The organism is Acinetobacter lwoffii (assembly GCF_024129735.1).
GTDB lineage: Bacteria > Pseudomonadota > Gammaproteobacteria > Pseudomonadales > Moraxellaceae > Acinetobacter > Acinetobacter lwoffii_H.
In genome coordinates, this window is record NZ_JAMXXK010000005.1 from 1 (window position 1) to 16,485 (window position 16,485).

Sequence of the window (16,485 nt, forward strand, 5' to 3'; positions counted from 1 at the left end):
CATCCAAGGATTATCTCTTGAATTAAATAATTTTGCTGATTAATTTAAGATCAAATAAATTGTACGTTTTTTGATTTATGACGGAAGTCTATTCTTTATATTTTAGGATTTTTTCTTGGTCTTACCCCATTTATTGCGATTGTGATGAATTATATCAAGCGTGATGAAATGCGCGGTACCTGGCTGGAAAGTCATGTCGACTGGCAAATTAAAACCTTCTGGATCAGTTTGCTGGGCTATATCGTCGGTGGCTTATTGACCGTGATCTTGATTGGCTTCCTGATCGTGTTTCTGGTCTTTATCTGGCATATCTACCGCTTGGTTAAAGGGTTAATTGCCTTAAATAACAATCAACCAATTCAAGCTTAGGTTGCTGTAAAACCAAAGGGAATATTACGGCCTTGCAGACCACCACTATGAATCACCAACAGTTTTGATCCAACCGGAAAATAATTTTTCTCGATCAGATCAAAAATCCCCATCAGCATTTTAGCCGTGTAGATCTGCTCCAGTGGAATTGCAAATTCGGCTTCAAAATCCCGGATAAACTGCATCAGGGCTGCACTGGTTTTGGCATAGCCACCACAGCAGTAATCATCGAGAATGTTCCAGTTGGTTTTGCTGGTGAGTTGGGCGACTTCATCTTTTAAAAATGAACCTTTCAGCGCAGAAAATCCCAAAAGCTGTTGATGCGTGTGACTAGCTTCGATCAATCCGCTGATGGTGCCGCCAGTGCCTACTGCACAACAAATGACATCAAATTGCGCATCGCTATCTTTTAATATTTCCTGACAACCTCGAATCGCTAAAGCATTGGTTCCACCTTCAGGAATCACATAATGTTCAGGAAATTGTCGAGCGAGTTCGGCCAAATACTCAGGCTGTTGCTTGCGCCGATATTCATCACGACTGACGAAATGCAACTGCATCCCGAATTGCTGGGCGGTGGCTAATGTTAGATTCAATGGTCGATCAGCCAGCTCCTCACCCCGAATCACTCCAACACTCTGAAAACCAAACTGTTGTGCGGCAAATGCAGTGGCGGCAATATGATTGGAGTAAGCGCCTCCAAAACTCAGAATATGCTGATAACCTTGTCTTTTGGCCTCAAGAAAATTGTATTTCAGTTTAAAAAACTTGTTGCCCGAAATTTGCGGATGCACCAGATCCAGACGACGTATTGTTAAAGTAATATCGTGAAAATTAATTTGTTGATCTGGAATATTTTGAGCAATGGTTTCAAACATAGATATTAAGATAGTAGGTTATTAAAACATTATAGCGGAAGTGCTAAAAATCAGAGCTTTTCAATAAGCCATTATTCGCTGAGAGCTATGGAGTTGGTTGTAGATTGTCACAAATATTCCGCTGATTATTTAAACAATAATGCTAATCTAAACAGAGGAAACCCTGAGGAGGGTAGAATAATGAAAATATTATCCTATGCTGTGTTGGTCGGCATGCTAATCAGTGTGTCGGGCTGTGATGATGCGATGAACAAACCTAAAACAGAAACCCGCACCATGATTATTGGCGGTGTACCTGTACATGAGCAGGATTATCAACTGCTAGACAAGCATTTGAGTGCTCAGGATCAGTTGAAACCTTAAGTAATTGCAATAGTTAAAATTCATGACAAATCCAGAAATTTTTACAGCAAATTGTCAGGTTTGTGCTTAAAATAGCCCTTCAATTTTTAAGTCAGGTTATCTCGTGGAATCATTCTGGATTTTAGGTTCGATTGCTTTTGCCCTGATGTTAGGTGCAATGAGTCCCGGGCCGACTTCTATTTATGTGGCAAAAAATTCAATTGCCATTTCACGTAAACATGGTTTATTTACTGCATTGGGTACTGGTCTCGGTGCAGCGATTTTTGGTCTGCTGGCAGTACTGGGTTTGCAGGCATTTTTGCTGGCTGTACCTTCGGCTTATCTGGCCTTAAAAATTTGTGGTGGTTTATATTTGCTTTGGCTGGCGTTTAAAATTATTAAACATGCCAAAGATCCGATCGAAGCGGATGTCGCCATTGCCAAACAGATGTCTTTACGCCGTGCCTTTACCACAGGTTTAATTACACAGTTGTCCAATCCTAAAATTGCGATTGTGCTTGCCAGTATTTTTACCGCGTTATTGCCCAAAGAAATTCCAACGTATTTTTATTTTGTTTTACCTGTCTTATGTTTCTTTATTGATGCGGGCTGGTGTTCACTGGTCGCAGTTGCATTATCTGCGGAAAAGCCACGTCGTGTTTATTTGAAGTTTAAAGCTTTGTTTGACCGCGCCGCAGGCGCAGTTATGACGGTACTTGGTTTAAAACTGATCTTTGGTATGAAGTAATTATCTCGTATAGACGTGCTGCTTATAAATAAAAAAAGCCGCTAGCCCTAGAGGCTTTTTTTATATCCATTAAAAAGTATTTTCTTCCGAATTAGCAGAAATACGATGAATCGACAGGTCTGCACCGTTGAACTCTTCTTCCTCAGTCAGGCGAATACCCATCAAAACCTTAAGCAGGCCATACACCAAAAAACCACCCGCCAAAGCAATGACAATCGCCAGCACCGTACCTGTGAGTTGTGAAATTAAAGACACTCCTCCCATTCCTCCGAGCCATTGCTGACCGAAAATACCCACAGCTAATCCACCAAAAGCACCACAAACGCCATGTAAAGGCCAGACTCCCAATACGTCATCCACTTTGAGTTTATTTTGGGTATAGGTAAAGAATTTCACAAAAATAATACCGGCGCTGATCCCGATAAAAAAAGCACCCAAGGGATGAACGACATCTGATCCGGCACAAATCGCCACCAGACCTGCTAAAGGACCATTATGCAGGAAGCCCGGGTCATCTTTCCCCGCAACTTTGGCTGCTATTGTTCCACCGACCATGGCCATCAAAGAGTTAATAGCGATCAGCCCAGAAATGGCATCCAGCCGCTGCGCGCTCATGACATTGAAACCGAACCATCCAACAATCAGAATCCAGGAGCCTAAAGCCAAAAAAGGAATTGATGAAGGAGGATGCGCGGTGATCCGGCCATCTTTTTTGTAACGGCCATGACGCGCACCAAGTAGGATTATTGCGGCCAGTGCGATCCAGCCGCCCATTGCATGAACGACAACTGAGCCGGCAAAATCATGAAAACTTGCACCAAATGCATGGGTCAGCCAATCCTGAAAACCAAGGTTGCCATTCCAGATCATACCCTCAAAAAACGGATAGATCAGCGCAACCAGAAATAATGTCGCTAAAGCCTGTGAACGCATTTTGGCACGCTCTGCAATCCCTCCAGAGATAATCGCTGGAATTGCTGCAGCAAAAGTCAACAGGAAAAAACAGCGCATCAGATTGTAGCCATGATCGGCAGACAAGGTTGCAGCATCATGGAAAAAGTGCTGACCGTAGGCAATATAGTAGCCCACTAAAAAATAGGCGATGGCGGAGATGGCAAAGTCGGTTAGAATTTTACTTAGGGCATTGACCTGGTTTTTATGTCGAACTGTTCCAAGCTCTAAAAAAGCAAATCCAGCATGCATGGCAAGCACTAGAACTGCACCGAGAAGAAGAAATAATAAGTCTATATTTTGCATGGTGCGTTCCAATTTAGTGCGCGGGATCACAAAAGAAAATCAGTATATAGAGGCAAATTGATTGTAGAAGAGGGCTAAGCAAGGGAAATTTTGATGAAGAATTTCTTGAAATTGATAAGACTCGATATAAAGCACGTTGCTATTTTTTTGCACCAAACTAAGACATAGCAAGAGTTCATAAAATTCAAATTTATATTATATTTTTAGGCGTTTATATTTATCGTAAGAAAAACGGTGCTAAAAAAGCATGCTAAAGGTGCACGTGAAAAATGAAAGATTTTTAAGAAAAAATTTAAAGATAAACGAAATCATAGCTTTTAAATCTCAACGCGTCATTCAAGTTTTAAATTTACCAAGTCATAGGGAATCTGGCTGAAGGATATTTAAAATAAATAAAACCCTAAAAAATTAGGGTTTCATGCTTAGATAAAATTATTGAAGTATTCAATTAATCTTTAAAATGTACCGGAATCCATTGATAGCTTTTATTGTCTTTAGAATAAATATGTCCAATTCCCGGAAATGGCAAATGTGGTGCCGCTATCGTCTGACCGTTTTTCGCATATTCAGCAAAATATTTTAAGCGGGTTTCGATCGCCTTTTGTGGATCGACATCGAAGTCAACGCCGGTCTGTTAGCGATCAAACTGAAGCGTATGTGAATGCACAATATCCCCAATAAATACCATCTGCTGACCTTGTGATTTTAAGCTAAAACCAAAATGCCCCGGTGTATGTCCAGCCGAACTGATGACATCGAAAGCATGGATTTTATTGCCAGTTTTAAAGGTTTTGAGCTGATTCTTGGCCTGATAGGGTGCAATGGCTTTCTTGATTTTATCGACTGTGCCCAAAAAACCTGCCTGCTTGGCTTTTGATAATTTTTCTACCGTTTTGGGATTCATCCAGAAATCCAGTTCAGCTTGAGATACATAAATGTTGGCATTAGGGAAATTGGCAATACCGTTATTACTGATACCGCATACATGGTCAGGATGTAAATGCGTGAGCAGGATGGCATTCACCTGTTCAGGTTTATGCCCTGAAGCCTGTAAATTGGAATACACTGAACCTAGGTGTGGACCATTACAGCTTGAAGTTCCGCTATCGACCAGAACCAGTTCTTTGGCTGTATTGACCAGAAAGGCATTCACAGATGTCTGGATGCCTTTGGCCTGATCAACGTAGTATTTTTTCAAGATCTGATCGGCTTGGGCTGCTGGAATATCTTTAAATAAGGCTTTGGACAGATAATTGCTACCATCCAGTAGGGCAGTAATCTGGTAATCCCCGAAGTTATGTTGATAATAACCGGGAACCTGTTTTTGTTGTTGGGTGCTAGAAACGGTTTGTGCATGTGTTTGAAAGATACCCGCCATTGAACCTATAGCAAGCAGTGAAATGATGAGAGAAGAGGTGAAGTATTTCATGGCTATTCTTATGTAATTAAAGTCAATTCCATGTATTAGCACGGATGTTAGCAAAAAAAGAATATGAATATATTTACCATTTTTAAAAATAGAAGTGCTGATTTGGCATCTGTACTAAAAATTCAGTCTGAATCTGTATATTGATTTTTTGAAAGTTAAGAACCTGTTTTTCATTAAAATATTATTATAAATAAAATGCTTAGATATATTTCACTTTTTATGAAAAGCTCGTTAACATGGGGTATTACGAACAAGCTTTGGGTGTCGCGATGAGTTTTTGGAAAAGAAAAAACAATGCCAGCTTTGTATTTTTCATTATTACCTTATATTCACTACTTGGTTTTGGACTGGGCTATGTGATTTGGGAATTTGTGTTGCAAGGCTAAGTGACCCAGCAATAAAAAAGCCTCTAGAGATAGAGGTTTTTTTATATTTATAACTTATTTAGCACATTCAGGCTGAGAACGGTCAATCACTTGAGTGCCTTCTACACGATAGCCAATCTGACCAATAATAAATGCTTGATTAAGTTGAGTAATTACCACATCAGAAAGTGCAACAGCACAACGGTCTTTTTCAATTGCGCGATCTACTGCTGTTTTGAAGTTAGGAATACCAAGTGGGAATAAAATCACAGGAACTTTATCTTCACCTTTAACACGTTCACCTTTCACAAACTGGTTTGAGTTTAGGTTGTAGTTTTTAGTAGATGCAACTGTCATGTCAGCCATACGTACCGAACAACCTGTAAATGCAATTGTAGACATCGCTAGAACTGAAACTAATAATTTTTTCATGCTTACCCCGAATAATTATAAAAGAATAAAAAAGCGCATTGATTTTATATTGAAAATATTAAAAATCAAGAAAGTAAATTTAACTGATGATATAAAAAAGCCCCTACATACGTAGAGGCTTTTCTTTTCTCAAAACCTAAACTTAAGACACTTTATCACCCGGTTTAGCACCAGATTCAGGTGAAATCACCCAAACACCGTCGCCATTACCCGCAGCTAGCACCATACCGTTTGAAATACCAAAACGCATCTTACGTGGTGCGAGGTTCGCCACCATCACTACCAATTTGCCTTTTAAGTCTTCAGGTTGGTAGAACTCACGAATACCGCTGAACACATTACGTGGCTCAGCCTCACCAACGTTTAAAGTGAGTTGAAGCAGTTTGTCAGAACCTTCAACTGTAGCTGCTTCCAAAACTTCAGCGACACGCAGGTCAACTTTCATAAAATCATCAATATTAATGATTTCGGCTTCGCCGACTTTAGGTTCAGCTTTCTTTTCTACCTTCTTCTCTTTTTTCTTTTCAGCTTTAGCAGGTTCAGCAGCAGAGGCAGCTAAAGAATCTTTAGATGCATCGACCATGGCAGCAACCGCTTTTGGATCTACACGTTGCATCAATGGTTGGAACAATGCAATTTCATGACCCACTAGAATGGTTTCGCGAGAAGCAAAATCGAAGCTTTCAAGTTGCAAGAAATCTTGAACCTGTTGAGCCAAAGTTGGCAATACAGGCGCTAAATACACTGCCAATTGACGGAACAGGTTGATTCCCACAGAACATACATCATGAACCTGTTGTTCCTGACCTTCCTGTTTCGCAAGTGCCCAAGGCTTTTTCTCATCGATGTACTGGTTGGCTTTGTCTGCCAGCGCCATGATTTCACGAATTGCCGCAGAGAATTCACGTGCTTCATAAGCCTGAGCAATTGAGCTCCCGGCATCAATAAAGCTTTGTACCAATTCAGGTTCAGCACATGTAGTGCTTAACTTGTTATCAAATTTGGTGTTGATGAATTTTGCACAACGGCTGGCAATATTCACGACTTTACCGACTAGGTCTGAATTCACTTTTTGTACAAAGTCATCCAGGTTCAAGTCAGAATCTTCAACTTTGTCAGAAAGTTTAGAAGCAAAGTAATAACGTAAATATTCTGGGTTTAAATGCTCTAAATAGGTTTCAGCTTTAATGAAGGTACCACGAGATTTCGACATTTTCTGACCATTTACAGTCAAGAACCCATTTACGAATAAACCTGATGGCGTACGGTAATTTGCACCTTCAAGCATTGCCGGCCAGAACAAGGCATGGAAATAGACAATGTCTTTACCAATGAAGTGATAGACCTCATTTTCAGAGTCTTTTTTCCAGAAATCGTCAAAATTCAATTCAGGACGTTTGGTTTTGATGTAGTTTTCAAAACTCGACATATAACCAATCGGTGCATCAACCCAAACATAGAAATATTTGTTTGGGGCATCCGGAATTTCAAAACCGAAGTATGGCGCATCACGTGAGATGTCCCAATCGTTCAAGCCATTTTCAAACCATTCGTCCAGTTTGTTGGCAATGGATACCGGCAGGCGACCTTCATCACGGGTCCATTTTTGCAGGTATTCACCAAAATTTGGTAATTTAAAGAAATAATGATCAGATGATTTTTCGACTGGAGTTGCACCACTTAGAGTTGAATGCGGATTCAACAATTCTGTCGCATTATAAGTTGCACCGCAGACTTCACATGAGTCGCCGTACTGATCTTCCGCCTTACATTTCGGGCAGGTGCCTTTAATGAAACGGTCTGACAGGAACATGCCTTTTTCAGGATCAAAAAGCTGGGTCACCGGGCGAACAGCAATATTGCCAGCATCGCGGTTTTTCACATAGATTTCAGACGCACGGGCACGGTTGGTATCGCTATGCGTAGAATCATAATGATCGAAATGCACACCGAAACCGTCAAAGTCACGAATGTGTTCTTTTTGCACATTGGCAATTTGCGCTTCAGGTGAAATGCCATTCGCTTCGGCACGCAGCATGATCGCAGTTCCGTGAGCATCATCCGCACAGACATAAGTCACATCATGACCCATCGCACGCATCGCACGTACCCAAATATCAGCTTGGATATAACCGAGTAGGTGACCCATATGAATCGGGCCGTTGGCGTATGGAAGGGCGTTAGTGACTAAGATATTACGCACGGATATGACTCTCTCATTCGTATATTATGCAAGGTGGATGATTTTACCTGAGATAAGCAAAAGTTGCATAAGGCTTTTAGTGAATTATTCAAAATTGCTGATAGCGTTGTCATTAACTCGGTTTAATCAGATAATCTTTTTATATTTCAATGAAAAATAATAACAGATTAAAGAATGATTAATTTTTTTAAAAATGCGTTAAAAATTTTTCTGTATCTTGTACTTTTGCCATGCACTTTATTTGCGATTTGTTTCATTATCAATTTAAAAATCGTAGATGATCAGCAACATCAAAAAAGGTTAGATGATTCTGTTTTAGCGGATCGTGAACAATTTCCGAATTTACCTGATCCCATTTTTTATTTTAGTCGCCATCATGGTGGTGATTGGGGTGTGTGGGTAAGGGTTTATCTACTCAATGATAAAACCAAACAAGCATTTCTAAAGCAATGGAAGTATGGTGAAGCCAAGACCGTTGAGCATATTGAATGTATTCAATCGACGGTAAAGAAACGTTGGAAAACATGGCATTCTAATATTCATTATGTTGTTTCGGATCCGTGGTTTAAGTTGCCTAGACAAGAAAGAGTTCGAGATTCATTCATTGTTTTTGGTTTAGAAAAACAGATTAAAACCGTTGAACAGGCATGTCAGGAACCCATGTTTAAAAAGATTGAGAAAGCCAAACCTTACTATAATAATTATTGGGCAATCGCTGAAAAACAAAAGTTATTGTTGAGCGTAAATGGTTTTTATTAAAATCAGGAATGATTGAGTTTAGTTAAATCGTTAAAACATCCGACTTAGCACTACGAGCCAAGCAAGAATCGTGGATAATAGTGCGCTATTGCATTTATTAAAAGAGTAAGCCGTCCATGATCGAATACGACGACTATGAAGATGACCAACCAGTGACACGCATTAAGCAAAATGCTGCGAGTCAAAAACAATTGGGCAGTCAGATTTTAAAAGATGCAAAAGCTTATCTTGAAGGCATCTCGGCAGATGAACATACACTTTTAATTAAAACCTTATCGGGCTTGGCAGAGCAAGATGCTTACTTCCAAGTGCTTGTAGATCAGCTGGATCAACCGATTGGGGCAAAGTTTGCCAATGATGCTTTAAACCTCATGCATTTTTGGCCAACCATTCACCAGTTTGAAGATGTTGAGCAATTTAATTTACTCGATATGATCAATAGCGAATATTTCCAAACTGAAATGCTCAAAGCCTTTGATGCGCTAGAGATTGAAGAAAATATTAAAGCCAAGCGCCGTTTGGTGCTGCTTGAAAGCTTGAAAATGTACAAGCTTGGTTTTTACAGCGGTTGTATTCCCAATGTCTATGCACAGCTTGAAGGCATTTTGACGGATATTCTGATCAAAACAGGTTTTTTAAAGCAAAATAGCACCAAGTTTGTCGATGTTTATAAAATCGTACCGGGTTTAAAAGGCAATGAAATTAAAAGCCTGTGGCATAAGTCCAAAATCGCGATTGAACTGAATCCGTATTTTGCTGAACTTGCTGCCTATAAAATGGATTCAAGCTCGAATGTGACCATGACCCGTCACAACATGCTACATGGCACAGATGTAGACAATTTCAATCAAGCACGCAGCTTCATTCTGTTTATATGGTTGTTCTCTGCGGTCAGCTTTATGAGTACTTTGCGTGCCTAACGTGAAGCAATGTCTCATGATAAATTTGCATTCTATAAACAGCTGATGTGGATTGGCAACATGCGCCCTTTAGCTTTGAAAATTACGCCATGACGGAATTTGAATTAGCAGGGTAGAAGTGTGCTGACAGAATTGCAAAGAAATACTTTGCTGAAACCCTGCGAATAGATGGACTTGGACAGCCCGAATACAAAAGCCCGCATTATCTTTAGCATAGAGCTTTTCAATACGGATTTGACTCATCTCATGCTACATCCTGCAAACAATAGCAACAACATGTACAGGCTTTGTTGCAGTTTGCTTACTTCGCCCGATTCGCGTGATGCTTTGTGCTAAAAAATGGCTGATTGTTTATATGATATGCCTAAGGAGGGTACCTCATGACTCAGCAGAACCAAAACAATATGTCGAAGCAAAATCAAGATAAAGAACAACATGCACGCGAATTGAATGATCAGCTTGCTAAAGAGCAAAAGCAAAACGAGATAGATAAACAGCATAATCAGGAACATAAGAACGGGCAAAGTGCCCAGACCCATGCTAATCAGAAGTCTGATACCCAGCACAACGGCAAAGATGCAAATGCTGAGCAATCAGCGCAAAAAGACAGTTCTCAAGAGAATCAGTCCGATAAAAAAACTGAAAGCTTTAAGATGGATGATCTAAAAGCCAAGGCGATTGCGATCGGTGAGGAGCTATTGCAAAAAGGTGAAAAGCTTCTGAATGAGCTGAAACATGGTAAATCTGACGGCCAGCAACATGCTGAGCAAGGTTCGGATGATGTGAAAAAGGCCAAAGCAGATCATACATCTCAAGATAAATCATCTAACAAGTCAGATAAACAAAATGCTAAAGATGGTCAGACCGATCAGCAGGCAAGTATGGCAAATTTAAAAGATGAAGCCATGCATAAGTTTGAAGATACTAGACAGAAAATCACAGACTTATTCAGCGAAGCCTCGGTTAAGTTCGCTGATCTGAAACAGATGGCGACTGATACGATGAATAAAATGAAAGATAATCAATCGAAGGAAAGTGATTCGGATCAGCAGCAAGATGCCAAAGATACAGATTCAGAAAGCAAATCTCAGTCCAAAAAGGATGAATCGAAACAAGATCAGGATAAAAACACCAAGGATCAACAAGACAAATCTGAAAACAATAAAAATCATAAATAGTCTGTGATCATAGAGCCACTTTAATTACAGAGGGTTAAAGTGGCTTGATCACATAAGATCAATAAAAAAAATTTATTACATCAAAATAATCTGCCTTTCTTTACTCTCAATCATTCATTTTTCATTATTTCTATTCACCAAGATTTCATAAAATATTTCACAAAACCAAGTAAAATAGTTGGAAATTGAAGATATCTGTTTCATCTTCTCCAATACAGTGCTTAACCTTCGCCTAAAACACCGTTAAACTAAGCGATTCAGATGTCGATCTACATTTTTGGAGTAACCTATGTCCTGGCTTTCTTCGCTTAAATCGGTTTTTTCGCCTTCCAAGGAGGTGAACGAAGAAGCTGTGCAGAACGTACTGCAAAACTATATCTTGCCAAATTCCAGCAATGCCTTGAAAGATCGTATTACGCAGGTCAATGTACAGGGTGAAATTCTGCAAATTACTTTGAATACCTATCCCGAAGAAAAAGTGCAGCTGCAACAGATTCATGATGAACTGGCGGAAGCTTTGCAAAAATGTGGTATTCAAGAGCTGAATATGCATGTGATTCAGCAGAAAACTGGACATAAGAAAGAAGGTGGTTGTGGGCATAACCATGCTGAAGGTGAAAACTGTTCAAGCGAGCCTAAAGCGGAAGCAAAACCTAATCTTCCGTCTGTGGTTGATGCGTCACAGCCTGCAAAAACAGAAGAAGCTGATCCAAATAATCCACCGATTCAAAAAGCTGCGCCGCAACAGCGTGATGTTCCAAAACACCCACGCATTCAAAATGTGATTCTGGTGTCATCTGGAAAAGGTGGCGTAGGTAAATCGACCACGACTGTAAATCTGGCTTTGGCTCTACAGAAATTAGGCCTGCGCGTAGGCGTACTGGATGCCGATATTTACGGTCCGAGTATCCCGACTATGCTCGGCAATGCCGGCAAAACGCCAATGATCGAAGCAGAGCAGTTTGTCCCTATCGAAGCCTATGGAATGGCAGTATTATCAATTGGCCATTTAACTGGAGACCACAATACTCCAGTCGCCTGGCGTGGTCCAAAAGCCACGGGTGCATTAATGCAGTTATTCAATCAGACCCTATGGCCAGACCTCGATGTGCTGATGATTGATATGCCACCTGGCACAGGCGATATCCAGTTAACTCTTGCGCAGCGTATTCCGGTGACGGGTGCAGTGATTGTGACGACACCACAAAACGTGGCATTGCTGGATGCGACCAAAGGCATTGAATTGTTTAATCGGGTGCAGATTCCGATCATGGGCGTGATTGAAAACATGTCGACCCATATCTGCTCAAATTGTGGTTTTGAGGAACAGATTTTTGGTACAGGTGGTGGCGATAAACTGTCTGAGCAATATCAAATCCCATTATTGGGCCGTTTACCTTTGGATGCTAAAATTCGTGAAAATGCGGATGCCGGTACACCTTCTGTAATTGCCGAAGATGCTGCTGCAGAAAGCTATATGCTGATTGCAGAGAAAATTGCCGCACAGCTACCCAAAGCAGAAAAAGACCATAGCCGAATTTTCTAATTCTATAGAAAATTCAGGTATTTAAGCCTTAGCCAAACGCTAGGGCTTTTTATTTCTTATTTTTAAAATTAGCTCGATTTAAATGATCGAAATTGACTGAAATGACTATCGGGTGTTTATCCTGAAAGCTTATATAAACATTTGAATTAATTAAAATAAATAAATTTAAATTTTAGATCATATGTTCTCTTACAATTATTTTTTTGCAGCACTGACCGAATTCTTCTATGCTACTCGGATTAGAGCGAGGTCAAACTATGATTTCATGGTTTTTTATTGGTTTAGTGGCAACCATTCTTTTAACACCAGGCCCAACCAATACCTTATTGGCATCTTCAGGCATTCAGGTCGGATTTAAAAAAACATTTCGTTTAATTCCTGCGGAAGCCTTTGGTTATCTGATTGCCATTAGCTTATGGGGCATTCTGATCGGAAAAATTTCCGTTCATCTTCCGCTTTTACCGACCATTCTCAAACTTTTTAGTGCTGGCTATATTCTATTTCTCGCTGTGAAATTATGGCGGACTGCAGAAATAAGCGAAAATCTTGAAAATGTCTCGATTCGCGCACGAGAATTATTTTTGGCAACCTTGCTTAATCCTAAAGCACTTTTATTTGCCTCAGCGATCTTTCCTGTCATTGTCTGGAAAAGCGGCCAACATTATGTGACTCATATGCTGGTTTTCTTGCTGCTGTTGATCCCGATTGCATTCTTCTGGACTTTTCTGGGTTCAATCCTGGCCAGAAAAAACAGTCGCTGGCTCAATCAGAAAAACCTGCAGAAAACGGCTTCGCTGGTATTAATGAGCTTTTCCATTCCTTTAAGCTATTCTGCACTTTTAAGTTTATAAGCTGATCTCGATCAGCAGTTTTTTGGTAACTTGAGCTCTAAGCCTTTCACTTATTTTCATTAGTGTCAATTTCAGTTAAAGTACGTCGCAATAACTTGTTTTTAAGATTTTTGGATTATATCAATGGCAATTAAGTCTGATCGTTGGATTCGCGAAATGAGCGAAAAACACGGCATGATTGAACCGTATGCAGAAAACCAGGTACGTTTGGATGAAAATGGTCAAAAGCTGATTTCGTATGGCGTATCCAGCTATGGTTATGACGTGCGTTGTGCACGTGAATTTAAAGTATTCACCAATGTGCATTCTGCAATTGTTGATCCAAAGAACTTTGATGAACGCAGCTTTATTGATATCGAGTCGGATGTTTGTATCATTCCGCCGAACTCGTTTGCTTTGGCGCGTACCATCGAATATTTCCGCATTCCACGTAATGTCTTGACCGTGTGCTTGGGTAAGTCGACTTATGCGCGTTGTGGAATCATTGTCAACGTGACGCCGCTTGAGCCAGAGTGGGAAGGACATGTCACTTTAGAGTTTTCAAATACTACCAATCTTCCTGCGCGTATTTATGCAGGTGAAGGTGTAGCGCAAATGCTATTTTTTGAATCTGATGAAGTCTGTGAAACCTCATATAAAGATCGTGGCGGTAAATATCAAGGTCAGACAGGCGTTACTTTGCCGAAGACCTAATTGTTTTAAGATATTGAATGACGGGACTTTATGTCCCGTTTATTTTTTTGAGATTTTCATTCATCGGAAACTACTATTTTTCGCCTAATTGGCTTTGGCATCTGTATTAAAAATCAGCATAATAGATTTCGCATAACCATAAAAAAGATGCAATACATCATAAAAAATCAAAGATTGGCGGCTGGGAAGCTGAAGCATAAAGGTGCGGAGCATCGAATAAAAAGGAAAGAGTGAGATGGCTCAGATAAAAGATATATTTAAATTTCGCAAAAGTTATTTGGCGATGACAATCGGTTTCAGCCTGTTGCCTTCTGCACATGCGATGCAGGAATTATCAGACTCTTCTCTTTCTGACACCACAGGTGAGGGTGTTGCACTGGTACTTGATGATTTTAAAATGGTGTTTCAGGGACCCAAAGATCTTTCTTCTGGTTCCAGTTACGCGAGAGGAATTGAAAATCCGGGACAGGCAGATACAGGCTTTATTCGGATTATCCCGACTGGTGAAAACTATGAGAAGTTAGGGGAGAATGTATATGATAAAATTTATAAAACATCTTATGATAATAATGTTCTTCAAGGAAAAATCGATAGCGGCTATAACATTTTATATACCTCTACCTACAATTCCACTTATGACACGAGTTATACGAGTTTATACAGCACCTATACCCAGCCTATTCCGGATAAACTGACTGCTGAAAGGACCAAATTAGAGTCTGAAATTCCTGATCGTTATTTTAATTCAGATGCAATTATTCAACGCTATTTTAATGAACGGCATAATTACTATCGAAATGGAACAAATAGAGGATTGTTTGACCCGGATGGTAGGGCTGTCAATGATGGTACGACTGTTTATACGACGAGACCAGTCAGTGAAGATCCCACAGGGCTTTTGAATTATGCTGAAAAAGCATTGGAACATGCCACTACAAATACCTATGAAATGATTCAGCTGTTATATGGTGGTCGTGCGAGTGAAGCGAATGCGAATTTAGCCAATTCTACTTTTTACAAAAGTTTGACTGGTTTCACGCGTAACAATGTTATTGGATCAGAAATTAATAGCTTAGTGCAGCGACTAAGTGATGCCTCATATGCGGCAGCAGATATTCGAGCTAAATTTCAAGCAGGGCAAATTGCAGAAGCAGAAGCGAAAAAACAGACAGAAGAACTGTATGCAGGCATTCTTAGTGATGCGAAAACTGACGCTTTGTTAGAAGCAAAAAATACCACAGTCGGTTCTTTAAGAACCAAAGCCGATGTATTTATTTATGGTCTGGCATTGTCAAAAAGCGATGGCTCTCTAAGCACGCGATACAGTAATCAGGGTTTTAGCTGGGGATCAGCCGAGAATCCCTGGTTGTTTCGTGCGGGAACTGAAAATGTTAAACAGTTCAAGGATGCTGCGAAAGATGTAGGCTATATTGCTTTGGAGGCTCCATTAAGCCCGATTGCAGGTGTGGAAAGTGATAATAATATCAAGTTGGGTTTCTGGAGTGATATTTTTGCGCGTGAGCTTAATTCTTCTAATGTGGTAGATCCTATAACAGGTGGGCCGACTTCGGGGCTTGATAAAGAACACCGTTTGAGAACCCAATTTGTTGCCAATGGTCTTAGCCTTAATGGCTCACAAATTCGGCTGTTTCAAACTTTAGAATCTGACAATAAGGATTATAATCAAACATTAGGTTTGGCAAGTATTATTCGCTTAAATACTGATGATAATCCTTCGGCAACTGGTTATCTTGATACTCGATTGTTATCAAGGCTTGATAAAGTAAAAAATAAAACTGATGCAGAAATTGCGGTATTACGAACCCTTACAGATAAGCAATTAGAAGCAGAAGGTTTTGATCGGGAGATGATCTCGGCTGAAAGTGTAACTTTAGCCAGAACATATGCTGGAAATACAGATTCAATCAATACTCGTAATAATGCTCTAAACAGGAAAGGTATTCGTTTAAGTACTGCAGCAAAAACAGAGGGGCTTGATGGTGATGGCCCAACCCCAGCCTTGAATGGAAGTATTGCTCCAGTCTTTCATGATTTTGAGGGTCTATATTTATATAGTCCAAATATTAACTTGGTGCTCGGAAATATGTACCAGCCTTTCGTGGTGGGTTCGGAAGGCAATAACATTATTTTAGAAGTGACACGTATTCCCAATATTGCTTCTATTTATAATCAAATCTATCAAAATTACGGTGGTGGACTCGGAACAACCGATTTAAAGGGTTCTACCTGTAATGTCTATAGTTGTGGCACACCGATTAAAAATAATTCGTCAGATACTACCGCACTTTATCAAGGGCGTAATGCGACTCACAGCAGCATCTCAATAGGGACTACAGAGCGTATCTCAGGAACAAATTTGCTGCGCGCCAAGGATGGTGTCAATTCAACCGGAGTTGTATTTAAAAGTGTTGATGGCTCAAGTAAGAATTTTGGATCTGCTGTCATCGATGGTGTCCTGATTCAGCATCTGAAAATTAAAACAACTGGTCTATAA

The 16,485-nt window shown here is 40.1% G+C and carries 15 protein-coding genes and 1 pseudogene; 11 read left to right on the plus strand and 5 right to left on the minus strand.

All coding sequences use genetic code 11. The annotated features are described in order from the left end of the window. Window positions 1-90: 90 nt before the first annotated feature. Complete coding sequence (locus NI469_RS02465) at window positions 91-369, plus strand: hypothetical protein (protein WP_253174397.1); 279 nt, start codon at window positions 91-93, stop codon at window positions 367-369. Here NI469_RS02465 and NI469_RS02470 read toward each other — a convergent pair. After that, on the minus strand, window positions 366-1,247 hold the full coding sequence (locus tag NI469_RS02470; protein ID WP_253174363.1) for a 1-aminocyclopropane-1-carboxylate deaminase/D-cysteine desulfhydrase: 882 nt from the start codon (window positions 1,245-1,247) through the stop codon (window positions 366-368). The two genes, NI469_RS02465 and NI469_RS02470, sit on opposite strands and share 4 nt — an antisense overlap. Window positions 1,248-1,427: 180 nt before the next feature. Between NI469_RS02470 and NI469_RS02475 the strand changes: the two genes are divergently transcribed. Next, window positions 1,428-1,610 (plus strand): NF038215 family lipoprotein, encoded by a 183-nt coding sequence (locus tag NI469_RS02475; RefSeq protein ID WP_253174364.1) that lies wholly within the window; start codon window positions 1,428-1,430, stop codon window positions 1,608-1,610. A 103-nt stretch (window positions 1,611-1,713) separates the two neighbouring features. After that, window positions 1,714-2,337, plus strand: a complete 624-nt coding sequence (locus NI469_RS02480) for a LysE family translocator (RefSeq protein WP_004645862.1) — start codon at window positions 1,714-1,716, stop codon at window positions 2,335-2,337. Between the two features lie 69 nt (window positions 2,338-2,406). Here NI469_RS02480 and NI469_RS02485 read toward each other — a convergent pair whose 3' ends face one another. Together NI469_RS02485 and NI469_RS02490 are read right to left on the minus strand one after the other, a co-directional pair. Continuing rightward, a complete protein-coding gene (locus NI469_RS02485; RefSeq protein ID WP_253174365.1) occupies window positions 2,407-3,594 on the minus strand; it encodes an ammonium transporter in 1,188 nt (395 codons plus the stop codon). Between the two features lie 448 nt (window positions 3,595-4,042). Next, window positions 4,043-5,023, minus strand: a pseudogene (locus NI469_RS02490) (MBL fold metallo-hydrolase). Between the two features lie 269 nt (window positions 5,024-5,292). Between NI469_RS02490 and NI469_RS02495 the strand changes: the two are divergent. Then, the gene (locus NI469_RS02495) at window positions 5,293-5,409 is read left to right on the plus strand and encodes a hypothetical protein (protein WP_086044934.1); all 117 of its coding nucleotides are present in this window, start codon (window positions 5,293-5,295) and stop codon (window positions 5,407-5,409) included. A 54-nt stretch (window positions 5,410-5,463) separates the two neighbouring features. Here the strand turns inward: NI469_RS02495 and NI469_RS02500 are convergent, their stop codons facing one another. Next, window positions 5,464-5,820, minus strand: a complete 357-nt coding sequence (locus tag NI469_RS02500; protein WP_004280734.1) for a hypothetical protein — start codon at window positions 5,818-5,820, stop codon at window positions 5,464-5,466. Window positions 5,821-5,962: 142 nt separating this feature from the next. After that, on the minus strand, window positions 5,963-8,023 hold the full coding sequence (gene metG, locus NI469_RS02505) for a methionine--tRNA ligase (protein WP_253174366.1): 2,061 nt from the start codon (window positions 8,021-8,023) through the stop codon (window positions 5,963-5,965). A gap of 174 nt (window positions 8,024-8,197) precedes the next feature. Here metG and NI469_RS02510 point away from each other — a divergent pair, with 174 nt between their 5' ends. From NI469_RS02510 to NI469_RS02540, 7 genes are all read left to right on the plus strand, one after another. Further along, window positions 8,198-8,782 (plus strand): hypothetical protein, encoded by a 585-nt coding sequence (locus tag NI469_RS02510; RefSeq protein ID WP_253174367.1) that lies wholly within the window; start codon window positions 8,198-8,200, stop codon window positions 8,780-8,782. A gap of 116 nt (window positions 8,783-8,898) precedes the next feature. Further along, window positions 8,899-9,702 (plus strand): hypothetical protein, encoded by an 804-nt coding sequence (locus tag NI469_RS02515; protein WP_253174368.1) that lies wholly within the window; start codon window positions 8,899-8,901, stop codon window positions 9,700-9,702. Window positions 9,703-10,082: 380 nt separating this feature from the next. Continuing rightward, window positions 10,083-10,880 (plus strand): putative sodium/potassium/calcium exchanger, encoded by a 798-nt coding sequence (locus NI469_RS02520; protein WP_253174369.1) that lies wholly within the window; start codon window positions 10,083-10,085, stop codon window positions 10,878-10,880. A gap of 289 nt (window positions 10,881-11,169) precedes the next feature. Then, window positions 11,170-12,426 carry an iron-sulfur cluster carrier protein ApbC gene (gene apbC, locus NI469_RS02525; protein WP_253174370.1) on the plus strand — a complete coding sequence of 419 codons (1,257 nt, stop codon included), beginning with the start codon at window positions 11,170-11,172 and terminating at the stop codon, window positions 12,424-12,426. 257 nt (window positions 12,427-12,683) lie between these two features. Beyond that, window positions 12,684-13,277, plus strand: a complete 594-nt coding sequence (locus NI469_RS02530; protein ID WP_004732019.1) for a LysE family translocator — start codon at window positions 12,684-12,686, stop codon at window positions 13,275-13,277. Between the two features lie 123 nt (window positions 13,278-13,400). Beyond that, window positions 13,401-13,970 carry a dCTP deaminase gene (gene dcd / locus NI469_RS02535; protein WP_004280726.1) on the plus strand — a complete coding sequence of 190 codons (570 nt, stop codon included), beginning with the start codon at window positions 13,401-13,403 and terminating at the stop codon, window positions 13,968-13,970. 235 nt (window positions 13,971-14,205) lie between these two features. Further along, window positions 14,206-16,485, plus strand: coding sequence for a hypothetical protein (locus NI469_RS02540; protein WP_253174371.1), 2,280 nt, complete (start codon window positions 14,206-14,208; stop codon window positions 16,483-16,485).

Bases quoted from the DNA above. Each gene is read 5' to 3' on its own strand.
- NI469_RS02470 (WP_253174363.1), bottom strand. From the start codon at position 1,247: ATGTTTGAAACCATTGCTCAAAATATTCCAGATCAACAAATTAATTTT.
- NI469_RS02475 (WP_253174364.1), top strand. From the start codon at position 1,428: ATGAAAATATTATCCTATGCTGTGTTGGTCGGCATGCTAATCAGTGTG.
- NI469_RS02485 (WP_253174365.1), bottom strand. From the start codon at position 3,594: ATGCAAAATATAGACTTATTATTTCTTCTTCTCGGTGCAGTTCTAGTG.
- NI469_RS02495 (WP_086044934.1), top strand. From the start codon at position 5,293: ATGAGTTTTTGGAAAAGAAAAAACAATGCCAGCTTTGTATTTTTCATT.
- NI469_RS02500 (WP_004280734.1), bottom strand. From the start codon at position 5,820: ATGAAAAAATTATTAGTTTCAGTTCTAGCGATGTCTACAATTGCATTT.
- NI469_RS02510 (WP_253174367.1), top strand. From the start codon at position 8,198: ATGATTAATTTTTTTAAAAATGCGTTAAAAATTTTTCTGTATCTTGTA.
- NI469_RS02515 (WP_253174368.1), top strand. From the start codon at position 8,899: ATGATCGAATACGACGACTATGAAGATGACCAACCAGTGACACGCATT.
- NI469_RS02520 (WP_253174369.1), top strand. From the start codon at position 10,083: ATGACTCAGCAGAACCAAAACAATATGTCGAAGCAAAATCAAGATAAA.
- apbC (WP_253174370.1), top strand. From the start codon at position 11,170: ATGTCCTGGCTTTCTTCGCTTAAATCGGTTTTTTCGCCTTCCAAGGAG.
- NI469_RS02530 (WP_004732019.1), top strand. From the start codon at position 12,684: ATGATTTCATGGTTTTTTATTGGTTTAGTGGCAACCATTCTTTTAACA.
- dcd (WP_004280726.1), top strand. From the start codon at position 13,401: ATGGCAATTAAGTCTGATCGTTGGATTCGCGAAATGAGCGAAAAACAC.
- NI469_RS02540 (WP_253174371.1), top strand. From the start codon at position 14,206: ATGGCTCAGATAAAAGATATATTTAAATTTCGCAAAAGTTATTTGGCG.